The 12,401-nt window shown below is 69.5% G+C and carries 12 protein-coding genes and 3 tRNA genes; 6 read left to right on the forward strand and 9 right to left on the reverse strand.

Annotation, left to right across the window (positions count from 1 at the left end; genetic code table 11):
- Position 1: 1 nt before the first annotated feature.
- A complete protein-coding gene (locus Apa02nite_RS14190; RefSeq protein WP_067684719.1) occupies positions 2-253 on the reverse strand; it encodes a hypothetical protein in 252 nt (83 codons plus the stop codon).
- A gap of 173 nt (positions 254-426) precedes the next feature.
- On the opposite strand from Apa02nite_RS14190, the gene Apa02nite_RS14195 reads away from it, so the two are divergent.
- On the forward strand, positions 427-825 hold the full coding sequence (locus tag Apa02nite_RS14195; RefSeq protein WP_067684721.1) for a hotdog fold thioesterase: 399 nt from the start codon (positions 427-429) through the stop codon (positions 823-825).
- Between the two features lie 50 nt (positions 826-875).
- Positions 876-1,265 (forward strand): hypothetical protein, encoded by a 390-nt coding sequence (locus Apa02nite_RS14200; protein WP_203825392.1) that lies wholly within the window; start codon positions 876-878, stop codon positions 1,263-1,265.
- Positions 1,266-1,313: 48 nt separating this feature from the next.
- Here Apa02nite_RS14200 and Apa02nite_RS14205 read toward each other — a convergent pair whose 3' ends face one another.
- Positions 1,314-1,619: a hypothetical protein gene (locus tag Apa02nite_RS14205; protein WP_067684725.1), complete on the reverse strand. Its 306-nt coding sequence runs from the start codon at positions 1,617-1,619 to the stop codon at positions 1,314-1,316.
- Between the two features lie 255 nt (positions 1,620-1,874).
- Between Apa02nite_RS14205 and Apa02nite_RS14210 the strand changes: the two genes are divergently transcribed.
- A complete protein-coding gene (locus Apa02nite_RS14210; RefSeq protein ID WP_203825393.1) occupies positions 1,875-2,918 on the forward strand; it encodes a calcium-binding protein in 1,044 nt (347 codons plus the stop codon).
- A 598-nt stretch (positions 2,919-3,516) separates the two neighbouring features.
- On the opposite strand, the gene Apa02nite_RS14215 is transcribed toward Apa02nite_RS14210, so the two are convergent.
- From Apa02nite_RS14215 to Apa02nite_RS14245, 7 genes are all read right to left on the reverse strand, one after another.
- Positions 3,517-3,593, reverse strand: a tRNA-Phe gene (locus Apa02nite_RS14215).
- Between the two features lie 14 nt (positions 3,594-3,607).
- Positions 3,608-3,681: transfer RNA gene (locus Apa02nite_RS14220), tRNA-Asp, on the reverse strand.
- Between the two features lie 61 nt (positions 3,682-3,742).
- Positions 3,743-3,815 (reverse strand) — tRNA-Glu (locus tag Apa02nite_RS14225).
- A gap of 173 nt (positions 3,816-3,988) precedes the next feature.
- Positions 3,989-4,843 (reverse strand): MerR family transcriptional regulator, encoded by an 855-nt coding sequence (locus tag Apa02nite_RS14230; protein WP_203825394.1) that lies wholly within the window; start codon positions 4,841-4,843, stop codon positions 3,989-3,991.
- 106 nt (positions 4,844-4,949) lie between these two features.
- Positions 4,950-5,495: an isopentenyl-diphosphate Delta-isomerase gene (gene idi, locus Apa02nite_RS14235; RefSeq protein WP_203825395.1), complete on the reverse strand. Its 546-nt coding sequence runs from the start codon at positions 5,493-5,495 to the stop codon at positions 4,950-4,952.
- Entirely contained in the window at positions 5,492-6,973 is a 1,482-nt protein-coding gene (gene crtI / locus Apa02nite_RS14240) for a phytoene desaturase family protein (RefSeq protein WP_203825396.1), read from the reverse strand. The genes idi and crtI overlap by 4 nt, the downstream gene beginning before the upstream one ends.
- Before the next feature lie 49 nt (positions 6,974-7,022).
- A complete protein-coding gene (locus Apa02nite_RS14245; protein WP_203825397.1) occupies positions 7,023-8,096 on the reverse strand; it encodes a polyprenyl synthetase family protein in 1,074 nt (357 codons plus the stop codon).
- A 68-nt stretch (positions 8,097-8,164) separates the two neighbouring features.
- On the opposite strand from Apa02nite_RS14245, the gene Apa02nite_RS14250 reads away from it, so the two are divergent.
- From Apa02nite_RS14250 to Apa02nite_RS14260, 3 genes are all read left to right on the forward strand, one after another.
- On the forward strand, positions 8,165-9,052 hold the full coding sequence (locus tag Apa02nite_RS14250; protein WP_203825398.1) for a phytoene/squalene synthase family protein: 888 nt from the start codon (positions 8,165-8,167) through the stop codon (positions 9,050-9,052).
- Position 9,053: 1 nt separating this feature from the next.
- Positions 9,054-10,364: a cryptochrome/photolyase family protein gene (locus tag Apa02nite_RS14255; protein ID WP_203825399.1), complete on the forward strand. Its 1,311-nt coding sequence runs from the start codon at positions 9,054-9,056 to the stop codon at positions 10,362-10,364.
- A 315-nt stretch (positions 10,365-10,679) separates the two neighbouring features.
- Positions 10,680-12,047 carry a dihydrolipoyl dehydrogenase family protein gene (locus tag Apa02nite_RS14260; RefSeq protein ID WP_203825400.1) on the forward strand — a complete coding sequence of 456 codons (1,368 nt, stop codon included), beginning with the start codon at positions 10,680-10,682 and terminating at the stop codon, positions 12,045-12,047.
- Positions 12,048-12,401 lie beyond the last annotated feature (354 nt).

A 12,401-nucleotide genomic window follows, 5' to 3' on the forward strand; every position in this document is an offset into this window, starting at 1 on the left:
CTCAGACCGTGGCCGGCGGCAGCCCGCCGTCGCCGTCGACGATCGTGTCCGGCGTGCCGTCCTCGTCGAGGTCCACCATCGTCACGTCGACCTTGCCGTCGCCGTCCGTGTCGAACTGGAACAGGTCCGGCTTGCCGTCGCCGTCGGTGTCCGACACCCACACGTCGATCTTGCCGTCGCCGTTGGCGTCACTGGTGATCAGGTCGACGCGGTCGTCGCCCCGGGTCTCGACGATCTCCTGCGGCTCGCTCATAGCGTCTCCTCTGCTGGGTTCTGCACGACTGTGCCCGTTGACGACATCCGGCACAACCGCCACATGACTACCCCGCCCGCGCAAGGGCCAGTCTTTCCGGCTGTGACGGGTATCGCTGGTGCGGTGATCGGCCGGGGGTAACGTACGCCGTCGTGGATATCGCGGCAGACGGCATGCAGCACCTGTTCACCAGCAATGGAGGCGGTGCGCTCGCCGAGCGGATGGGCATCGTGATCACCGAGGCCACGGCCGAGCGGGTGGTCGGGACGATGCCGGTCGAGGGCAACACCCAGCCGTACGGGCTGCTGCACGGCGGGGCGTCCTGCGTGCTGGCGGAGACCCTCGGCTCGGTCGGGGCGGTGCTGCACGGGCAGACCGTGGACCGGCCGTTCGCGGTCGGGGTGGACATCAACGCCACCCATCACAAGGCGGCCCGCTCCGGGCTGGTGACCGGGATCGCGGTTCCGGTGCACCGGGGGCGTGCGGTCGCCACGTACGAGGTGGTCCTCGAGGACGAGTCCGGCGAGCGGGTCTGCACGGCTCGGATCACCTGCCTGCTGCGTGGCGCCTGACCCTCTTGATCGACGGGCGTTCCTTGACGGTTCGACGTACGGTTCTGTGCGTGACCGGAGTACCACAGCATGCGTTCGACGACGCCACGCAGATCCTGACCTGCGCTCTCAGCGGTGACAGCGATGCTGTGGCCAGTACCTTCGACGCGGTCGTGGACCGGGACGGGGTGGTCGGCGCGTGGGACGTCGCGTGGTGCCTGGCCGCGACGATGGTCGGTGGCCTGCCCGGCGGCGGCGGCTGGACCCTGGAGTTCCCCGGCATCGACGACGCACGGTATGACAAGCGGTGGGTCGCCCGGTTCGTCAGCGCGTACGTGAACGGCGACTTCCCGACCGGCGAGGCGCTGTTCGGCGCCGCGATCGCCGACGGCCAGCTGCCGGACTGCCTGCTCGCCCTGGCCGGTTCCACTGTCGCGACCCTGCGGCACCGGGCGGCCTGATCCGGGCCCGGGGAGCACCTGCCCCGGGCCGGCTACACCTTCCGGTCACTACTTCTTGTGGTATAGCGCTTTTGCGTACTGCGTCGCGGCGGCCGCGTTGTACATCGACGCCTGTGACATGAAGAAGTTGTTGTCAGAGATGGTCTTGGACGCCTGCGCGGTGCCGGAGTAGCGGATGTCAGCCTCCGCTTCGGACAGTCCGCGTGCCTTGAACTGCCGGCGCATCGCCATCTTGCCGGCGCGGAACGCCTCGGCCGCCTCCTCGGCGAACTTCATGTTCGTCATGGCCTTCTCGCTCAGCGCCTCCGCAAGGTTGTAGGCCGCCTGTTCTGTCTCGTTCATGAAGGTCTGCACGGCGATGTGCCCTCCTCGCAAAACCGGATCCAGTGGGGACCGTCCGATAACACTTTGATAGAGCGGGCGGCCACCTTCAAGAGGGCACCCGTGCCCCGTGGGCTGCGGTTCCACGTAGGACAGTGGTGTCGATCACTTACGTTGAGACCATCAATGGGCCGAAACGGGGACGCGGGCCGGAACGGTACCGTTCTACGATGTGGCCCGTGCGGTGATCGACACCGCCTGATCCGCTCGCAACGGGGGAATGTCTCGATGTTCTTGATCAATCGCAAGTCACTGACCGCCGTCGGCGCCACCGTCGTCGCCGTTTTCGCTGCGACCGCCCTGTTCGCCTCTCCGGCCCAGGCCGCCACGGCCGGCCTGGCGCGGGTGTCCGGCACCACCATCAAGTTCAACGCCCTGATGAGCAAGGCGAACTCGCTGGTCATCACGGTCTCGGGTCGGACCGTCACGCTCGATGACAAGGTCGCCCTGAAGCCCGGCAAGGGTTGCAAGCGGGTCGACTCGACCAAGGTGAAGTGCACCACCTCGAAGAAGCCGACGAAGATCTCCGTCGCTCTCGGGGACAAGAACGACAGGGTCACCAACAAGACCTCGATCTACATGCTCGCCGACGGCGGCGCCGGCAACGACACCCTGATCGGTGGCAACGGCCCGGACCAGCTGCAGGGCTACACCGGCATCGACAAGCTCTACGGCGGCAACGGCAACGACAAGCTGTTCGGCGAGAGCGGCAACGACATCCTCAACGCCGGCGCGGGCAACGACCAGGTCTGGGGCGGCACCGGCAACGACAAGATCGCGGGCTACGCCGGCCGGGACCAGATCGCCGGCGACGCGGGCAACGACGTCATCTCCGGTGGCGTCGGCAACGACCTGATCTACGGCTACGCGGGCAACGACCGGATCAACGGTGACGCCGGCGACGACGAGATCTACGGCGACCAGTACTACAGCACCGCGGCCGGCGCCGACACCCTCTCGGGCGGCGACGGCAAGGACACGCTGACTGGCGGCAACGGCGTCGACTCGATCATCGGCGGCAACGGCGACGACTTCCTGTACGGCGCGTACTTCGACCTCAACACCGGCCACCCGATCGGCGCAGCCGCCGCGGACCGCCTCAACGGCGGCGCCAACAACGACTACTGCCTCTCCCTCGGTGGCGCCGTCTACGGTGCCTGCGAGGTGACCGGCAACCCGTGGGCGTCGGCTTCCGCCTCCGCCGTGACCACCAACACCCCGGAGATCTCCGCCGACGTCCTCAAGCGCCTGGTCTCCTCCACCCGCTGGTAACCACCCCTCCAGCACTCCGAATCGGCGCCCGGCAGGCTTCCTGCCGGGCGCCTTTCTCGCCCGCCGCTCACAGCGTCGCGTGGGGTTTTTGGGTGCGGAGCGTGCCGTAAGTCCCCACGCAACGTCGAGTCGCGTGGTGTGTGGGGCTTTTGGGTGCGGAGCGTGCCGTAAGTCCCCACGCAGGAGCGCGCCGCGTGGTGCGTGGGGCTTTTAGGTGCGGAGCGCGCCGCAAGTCCCCACACAGGCTGGGGGGAGCGCTTCGCCACCGACGGCCGGCTGGTGGTGAGGGCTGCCTCGTGGGCCGGGAGACGGCCGTGAGCGCCAGCCGACGGACCGGGGGGGGCGCTGGGGTCCGTGATTCGCAGCTACGCCGCGGGAGATCGCCACAGGGCTGCGGATTGGTGTGCCGTGCGGCACGGGGCGCGCCGTAATTCCCCACGCAAGGGTGGGACCCACGCTGCGTGTGAGATTTGGGTTCGGAGCGCACCACAACTTCACACGCGATGGTGGAGTGAGCGAAAAAAGAATGGGCCTGGAAAGCAAAACGTCCACCGCGCTTTTCAGCTGGTGGACGGTGCTCAGTGCCCGGCGAGAGGCCTGGTGGCCAGGGGCGGGGTCGAACCGCCGACCTTCCGATTTTCAGTCGGACGCTCGTACCAACTGAGCTACCTGGCCGTGCAATGTTGTTGCGGTCCTGACGGGACTTGAACCCGCGACCTCCGCCTTGACAGGGCGGCGAGCACTCCAACTGCTCCACAGGACCTTGCTTTGTTACTGTATATCCTTGCCTAGTTCGTCAGCGACTTGCATCGCTAACTTACCAGTACCCCCAACGGGATTCGAACCCGTGCTACCGCCTTGAAAGGGCGGCGTCCTAGGCCACTAGACGATGAGGGCAACTCCGCCATCATTGCACACCGAGTTGGCTACCCGATCTGCAACGCTTGGTGGCCTTGGCCCCAACCGCGCCCCGTTGAAGGCTTGGAAAGCATATGTGATCCACCGGCCGGTCTCCAAATCGGTATCCCCTTTTTCGTTCACGCGCCTCTGACCAGCGGAAACGTCGGGGGTCAGATGGCGGCGAGGAGTTGGACCGCTTCGGGGAGGCCGGTCAGCCGGGTGATTCCGGGGGGTAGATCGCCGCTCGGCCAGCCCGGACCGGCGGCGGCGACGACCAGAGGCAGGTGCGGAACGTCGCGGACCCGGATCAGCTGGTCGACGGTCCCGGTGGCGGGGCGCTGCGACCAGAGCACCACCGCGGCCGGCCCGGTACGCCCGATCGCGTCCAGCAGCGCCACCGACGGCATCCGAGCCCCGAAGAAGCGGCTGGGTACCCCGGCCTCGCCCAGCGCCGCGGTGAGCGCCTCCAGCGGCAGCGTGTGCTGTTCCTCGTCGGCCGCGGCGAGCAGGATCCGGGGATTGCCGGGTGCCCGCTGCGCGGTGGCGAGCACCTCGGTGACGGTCCGGGACAGCAGGTGCTCAACCTCGATGAAGCGCTGGGTGACCCGATATCGATCACCGATCTCGACGAGCGCCGGCACCATCGTGTCGGTCCAGGCGGGCACCACGCCGCGTTCGGTGATGGCGGTGCAGAGGATGTCCCGCATGGCCGGCGCGTCCAGCCGCGTCGCGGCGCGCACCAGCCCACGGACCACCGAGGCCGCCGCGGGTGGTGAGCCGCCGTCCCGGGGAGCGGGCGCCGGCCCGCCCAGCGGGGCGTTCCGGGCCCAGGCGGCGGCCTCGGCGGGTGCCACGCCCTGGGTGGTGAGGCGCTGCATGACCTGCAGCCGGTCCATGTCCTCCGCGGAGTACCGCCGGTGGTGCCCGGCCTCGTGCCGGCTGGGTCCGAGGCCGTACCGCTGATGCCAGGTGCGCAGGGTGGTGACCGCCACGCCGAGACGACGCGCTGCCGCCCCGGCACTCAAACCCGCATCAACCGGCGAGGAATCCGGCGAGGAAGGAACTGAAGGCGGCCGGGAGGGAGCCGCGTCGCTCAGCGGAGGGAGCGGCGAGGAAGGTGGCGAACCACTCTCATCGGCCAACCGATCGCTCCGCGAGAACCTCGAGCACGCCCGGCAACCATGGGGCGTACTTCTCCGGCGCGGCGGAGATCTCAGCGCGCAGCGCCGACGGTGAGACCCAGCGCAGCGTGGCCACCTCGGTCGGGTCCGGCTCGGGCGCGACCCCGTCCGGCAGGGATCCGAGCAGCACGTGGTCGTATTCGTGCTCGACCCGGCCGGTGGCCGGATCCGCAGCCCGGTACGCGTAGACGCCGACCTCGGTCAGCTCGACACCTCGTACCGAAAGCTCTTCTTGAAGACGGCGACCGGCCGCGGTCGTGACCGTCTCGCCCGGCTCGGGATGGCCGCAGCAGGTGTTTCCCCAGCGCAGCGGGAAGCGGGTCTTGACCGCGGCCCGCTGCTGCAGCAGCACTTCGCCCTCGGCGTTCCGTAAGAAGACCGAAAAAGCCCGGTGTAGCCGTCCAGGTTCCTGATGCGCGTCGGCGACGGTGGCCGAGCCGACGGCACGGCCGTCGGCGTCAACAAGTTCGACGAGGTGTTGTTCGCGGGTGCTCATGAGACTCCCCTTGTGATCCGGCTGGCGGCCAGCTTTCCGGAGATGAGCACCATCGGCACGCCGACACCGGGTTGTGTCCCCGAACCGGTGAAGACCACGTTCGGTAGCGTCGGGTGCAGGTTCGACGGCCGGAACGGTCCGGTCTGGGCGAACGTGTGCGCGGCGGCGAACGGCGTGCCGGCGGCCATCCCGTCGTCGGCCCAGTCGGCCGGCGTGATGATCCTTTCGACCTCGACGCCGTCCCGGAATCCGATGTATCCGCGCTGTTCCAGCGTGCGCAGCAGCTCGTCGGCGTAGCGCTCGCCCAGGCCGCCGCGCCAGTCCATCGGGCCGGCCTCCAGGTTGGGCGCGGGCGCGAGCACGTAATAGGTCTGCTTGCCGGCCGGGGCGGCCGCCGGATCGGTGCGGGTCGGGTTGGTGACCAGCAGTGACGGGTCACTCATCAGCAGCCCCTTGTTGATCACCTCGTCGAAGGTGCGCTTCCACGTCGTACCGAAATGGATGTTGTGGTGTGCGATCTTGCTATAGGCCTGGTTCGAGCCGATGTGCAGGACCACGCAGGACGGCGAGTAGCGGAGGCGGCGCTGGCGCCGGGCCGGGAGCAGGTCGCGGTAGGCGATCGGAAGATCAGGATTGAGTACGACGACGTCCGCCGAAATCCGCTCGCCGCCGGCGGTGACCACCCCGGTCGCCCGGCCGTTCTGGGTGATCACCCGCTCGACGGTGGTGTCGTAGCGGAACGTGACACCGTGTTTCTCGGCCGCCCCGGCCAGGGCCTTTGGCACCGCGTGCATCCCGCCCTTGGGGTAGAACACGCCGACCACCGAGTCGAGGTACGCGATCACCGCGTAGATCGCCAGCGCGTCGTGCGGCGCGAGCCCGGCATACATCGCCTGGAACGAGAAGATCCGCTGGGTACGCGGGTCACGGAAGTAGTCGTTGATCTTCGGCTGGAGCTTGCGGAACGCGCCCATGCCGAGCAGCTTCAGCAGGTTCAGGCTGAGCAGGTCGACCGGGCTGTCCAGGTTCCGGTCGATGAAGTGGTCGCGCTCCAGCTGCCAGAGATTCCGGGTGAAGTCGACGAACCGCAGGTAGCCGTCGGCCTCCCGGGCGCCGCAGACCCGGGCGATCTCGGCCGCCATCCGGGTGGTGTCGGAGCGCACGTCAAGGGTGGAGCCGTCCGGGTAGTACGCCCGGTACGCCGGATCCACCGGCGTCAGCTCCAGCCAGTCGGAGAGTTTCTCGCCGACCGCCGCGAGCGGCTCCTCGATCAGTTCCGGCATGGTCAGCACGGTCGGCCCGGTGTCGAACTCGAAGCCGTCGACGGAGAGCCGTCCGGCCCGCCCGCCCGGCACCTTCTCCCGTTCCACGACGGTGACCTCGCGCCCGGCCGCGGCCAGGTGCAAGGCACAGGACAGGCCGGCCAGGCCGGCGCCGACTATGACGACGCGATCGGTAGGTCCGGTGACGGTGCGCACGTCGTGACTCCAAAGGGATGAGAAAGAGGGGAACGACGGAGGGGGTTCATCATGCCGGGCGCTGTGTCGCCACGGTGGCCAGCTCGATCAGCTCGCTCCGGGCCTCGCTGTCGATCGGCGCCGAGGCCAGTGCGGTGAGGCCCTCGGTGACCCGAGCCCGGATCATCTCCTCGACCCGGGCCGGCGCGCCGGTCTCCGCGATGATCTGCGCCTTGCGGCCGATCTCGGCGGTGGCCAGCTCGTCGCGTTGGGCCGGGGTGGCCATCCGCTGGGCCAGCATGAGTAGTGCGGTGGGCTTGCCGGTGCTCAGGTCGTCACCGGCCGGCTTCCCGGTGACCGCCGGGTCGCCGAACACGCCGAGCAGGTCGTCCCGCAGCTGGAAGGCCTCGCCGACGGCGATGCCGTAGACCTGGTACGCCTCGGCCACCTCGGCGTCCTCCACCTCGGCGAGCGCCAGCCCGAAGTCGAGCGGCCACTGCACCGTGTAGCTGGCCGTCTTGTGCCGGGCGACCAGCAGGGCCCGCTCCACCGACCAGGACTCCGGATCGGTCTCGCCGAGCACGTCCAGGTACTGCCCGGCGACGGCTTCGATGCGCATCCGGTCGTACCGGGAGCGGACCTCGAGCAGGGTGGCCGGTGGCAGCGGGGTGCGGGCCAGCAGCTGGTCGGCCCAGATCAGGCAGAGGTCGCCGACCAGCACCGCGGCCGACGTGCCGAACCGGGCGCCGTGCCGGGCCCCGAAGATCCGATGGGCGGTGGGCCGGCCGCGCCGGGTGTCCGAGTCGTCCATCAGGTCGTCGTGCACCAGGGCGAACGTGTGCATCAGCTCGAGCGCGCCGAGCGCCGGCAGCAGCGGATCGGAAGGAGTGCCGGGACGGGCGACGCCGCGCCATCCCCAGTACGCGAACGTCGGCCGCAGCCGCTTCCCACCGGCCATCACCAGGTCGCGAGCGGTGCGCCCGAATCCGCCGAGTGACGGATCGATGGCGTCCAACGCGGCGATCTGCGGGGCGAGGAAGTCGGCGAGGGTTCCCTCGACGGCGCTGATCAGACCGGTGTGGGAGGCCGGTTGCCGGGGTATCGCCCCAAGACGGCGATTTCCCTCGAGGGTGTCATTGGCCACGCTCAGTACCGTACCCTAACTTTCGGAAGTTGCGTCGATTCGTGCGTCGATTTACCGGGAGGACCGGGATGGATACCGATCTGGCTGCCGCCTACGCGCGCTGCCGTGACCTGCACCGCGAGCACGGACGCACGTATTACCTGGCGACCCGGTTACTACCGGCCTGGAAGCGCCGTCATGTGCACGCTCTGTATGGATTCACCCGGTTCGCCGACGAGATCGTCGACCGGACCGAGCTGCAATCGCCCGCGGCGCGCTCCGCGGAGCTGACCGCCTGGTCCGCCGGGTTCCTGGCCGGTCTGCGGGGGGAGGACGTCGACGACCCGCTGCTGCCGGCCGTCCTGCACACCATCGCCGTCTTCGGGCTGGACCTTGACGATTTCGAGAAGTTCCTGCGCAGCATGGCCATGGACCTGACCGTGACCAGCTACCCGACCTACGCCGACCTGCTCGACTACATGGAGGGCTCGGCCGCGGTGATCGGCACGATGATGCTGCCGATCCTGGGCTCCTCCGACCCGCTGGCCGCCCGTGAACCGGCCCGCCAGCTCGGCTTCGCGTTCCAGCTCACCAACTTCATCCGGGACGTCGCCGAGGACACCGCCCGCGGCCGGATCTACCTGCCGCAGGAGCACCTCGCCGAGTTCGGCGTCACCCCCGAGGAGCTCGCCGCCGGGGTGGCCACCCCGGCGATCCGCGCGCTGATCCGCGCCGAGGTGGGCCGGGCCCGCGAGCACTACGCGGCCGCCGCCCCCGGCATCCCGCTGCTCGAGCCGGCCTCGCAGGCCTGCATGCGCACCGCGTTCCAGCTCTACGGCGGCATCCTCGACGAGATCGAGTCGGCGGGCTACGACGTCTTCGCGCGCCGCGCCACGGTGCCGAACCGCCGGCGGGCCGCGGTCGCGGTCCGCAGCCTGCTCACCCGGCCCGGCACTCCGGTCCGGCTGGCGGCCTGAGGTGGGTACCCGGATCGCGTTGTTCACCCGTGACCTGCGGGTCCACGACAATCCGCTGCTCGTCGGCGCGGATCAGGTGGTGCCGCTCTTCGTGCTCGACCCGAAACTGAACGGGATCTCCGCCAACCGGCTGCGGTTCCTCCACCAGAGCCTCGCCGACCTGCGGCAGAACCTCCGGGACCGGGGCGCCGACCTGGTGATCCGGGAGGGCGACCCGGTGGCCGAGACGGCGAGACTGGCCGCGGAGGTGGACGCGTCGTCGGTGATGGTCGCGGGCGACGTGTCCGCTTATGCCCAGCGGCGTGAGGGGCGGCTGCGCGACGAGCGGCTGCCGGTGGAGATCGCGCCGGGCGTGACGGTGCTGCCACCCGGAGCGGTGCGGCCGGGCGGGGGCGGTGCGTCGTACCGGGTCTTCACGCCGTACTTCAAATCCTGGGAACGTGCCGCATGGCGCGCATCGGTCGTCAGCCCGCGCACGATCGCGATGCCTTCCGGTATCGCGCCGGGCCGCCTGCCCTCGCTGCCCGCCGGCGAGTCACCCGATGCGATCCCCGGCGGCGAGACCGAGGGCCGCCGCCGGCTCCGCGCTTGGCAGGGACAGATTTCACGGTACGACGATGATCACGACGACATGGCCGCCGACAACACCAGCCGGTTGAGTGCCTACCTGCGCTTCGGCTGTCTCTCCCCGCTCGAAGTGGCACTCGCCGCGAAGGCCGACGACTCACCCGGCGCGCAGGCCTTCCTGCGTCAACTCTGCTGGCGGGACTTCTACTACCAGGTCACCGCGGCCTTCCCGACCCTCTCCACCGAGCCGATGCGCGCGAAGGCCGACACCGAGTGGCGGTACGACGAGGACGGCCTCCAGCACTGGCGGGACGGGATGACAGGTGTCCCGATCGTCGACGCCGGGATGCGCCAGCTGCGCGCCGAGGGCTGGATGCACAACCGCGCCCGGCTGATCACCGCGTCGTTCCTGACCAAGCACCTGGGCATCGACTGGCGTCCCGGCGTGCAGTGGTTCTTCCGCTGGCTGCTCGACGGGGACGTGCCGAACAACTCCGGCAACTGGCAGTGGACGGCCGGAACCGGCAACGACACCCGGCCGTTCCGCAAGTTCAACCCGATTCGCCAAGCTCAGCGTTTCGATGCGGAGGGCGTGTACGTTCGGCGCTACGTACCGGAACTGAAGGACATCGACGGGGCAGCCGTGCACCAGCCCTGGCGACTACCCGATTCGGTGCGCCGCGGCCTCGACTATCCCGGACCGTTGGAGTCACATCGGGACGAGGCGGTCTGGCTGCGGGACTGAGCTCCGCCGGGCTCGCCGGGTGTGTTGTTCCGCCTGGCCGGCCCGGTGGTGATGATGTGAGGTCCACCGGTTTGGTTGCGTCCGTCAAAACGTCTCACCGGTGGACCTCGCGTCGCTTACCCAGGACGGAGCTGCCCGAATCCGGTTTGGGAACGCTCCCGTCCGACGAGCGGACGGCCATGGGATGAGCGCCAGCCAACGCTCGTCTCATGGCCGTCCGTTACTCGGTGTTTCCGCTTCCGCGTAGGTTCAGAATCGGTTCCGCCGGAACGCACATGAGAGAACGGCTCGCGCTGTTTCTGCTTAGCTGGGCGCATGTCTGAAGCGCGGCAAGTGGACGTGGTGGTCGTCGGCCTCGGTGTCGGCGGCGAGGAGGTCGCCGGCCGTCTGGCCGCAGCCGGCCTGAACGTGATCGGCGTCGAGAACCGGCTGGTCGGCGGCGAGTGTCCGTACTGGGGCTGCATCCCCACCAAGATCATGGTCCGGGCCGGGAACGCGCTGGCCGAAGCGCGTCGGATCCCTGGCCTCGCCGGGAAGTCGACGGTCGAGCCGGACTGGGCCCCGGTCGCGAAGCGGATCCGGGACGAGGCCACCGACGACTGGAACGACAAGGTCGCGGTGGACCGGTTCACCGGCAAGGGCGGGACGTTCGTCCGGGGCACGGCGAGCATCACGGCTCCCGGCCGCATCCGGGTCGGGGACCAGGAGTACGCCGCTACGCGCGGCATCGTCATCGCCACCGGGACGGTCGCGGTGATCCCGCCGATCGAGGGACTTTCCGGTACGCCGTACTGGACGAACCGGGAGGCCGTCGAAGCGGCCACGCTCCCCGAGTCGATGCTGGTGCTGGGTGGCGGGGCGATCGGGTGCGAGCTGGCCCAGGCGTACGCGAGGTTCGGCGTCGCGGTGACCGTGATCGAGGGTTCGCCGCGGGTGCTCGCGATGGAGGAGCCGGAATCCTCCGAGGTGGCCGCGGCCGCCCTGGCCGCCGACGGGGTGCGCGTGGTCACCGGGGTTCGCGCCCAGAAGGTGGCGCACGACGGCTCGTTCCAGGTGACGCTCTCCGACGGCAGCGTGCTGACCGGGGAGAAACTGCTCGTCGCCACCGGCCGGGCGGCCCGGCTCGGCGAGCTCGGCCTGGAGCACGCCGGCCTCGACCCGGCAGCCCGCTTCCTGACCACCGACGAGTGGATGCGCGCCGGCGAGAAGGTGTGGGCGGTCGGCGACGTCACCGGTAACGGCGCGTTCACCCACATGGCGATGTACGAGGCGGATGTCGCGGTGCGCGACATCCTCGGCCAGGGCGGGCCGGCCGCGGACTACCGGGCCCGGCCGCGGGTCACGTTCCTGGACCCGGAGATCGGCGCGGTCGGGATGACCGAGCAGCAGGCCCGGGACGCGGGACTGAACGTGCGGGTCGGATACGTGCCGTTGAACCAGACCTCCCGGGGGTTCATCCACGGGCCGGGCAACGAGGGGTTCCTCAAGCTGATCGCGGACGCCGACCGGGGAGTGCTGGTCGGCGGCACGACGGCGGGGCAGTCGGGCGGCGAGATGATCGGGGCGGTGTCGGTCGCGGTGCACGCGGAGGTGCCGATCTCGACCCTGCTCAGCCAGATCTGGGCCTACCCGACGTTCCACCGGGGGCTCGGGGACGCGATGAAGGCCCTCGTCGCCTCCTGAGGCGGGGTTCGGTGAGGTGCCGCCTTCGGGCGGCGCCTCCCTCATCTTTCCGATTTCCCTGCGCTGACCTGGGGAGACGCGGGACACTAGACCCCGATTTGGAGGAGCTGGAAACCAGCGGGTAATGTTTTGCGAGCCGGTAGGGAAACGGGCGAGGCAAGCGGGTAGAACCGCTAGCGGCCGTCCTACCAAATCCTCTGATCTTGGGACCGTGGTTCGCTGCGGGCCCAGTACGAGGGTGCGTACCAGGTCAGAACGGTAGCAACCGGGATTAACCGGTTGACAACGCCACGAAGACCTAGTAGTGTTGAACGAGTGCCCCGGGGAACGGGCCGCGAGAGCGGGACGTTTGAA

The organism is Actinoplanes palleronii, from assembly GCF_016862315.1.
Taxonomy (GTDB): Bacteria; Actinomycetota; Actinomycetes; order Mycobacteriales; family Micromonosporaceae; genus Actinoplanes; species Actinoplanes palleronii.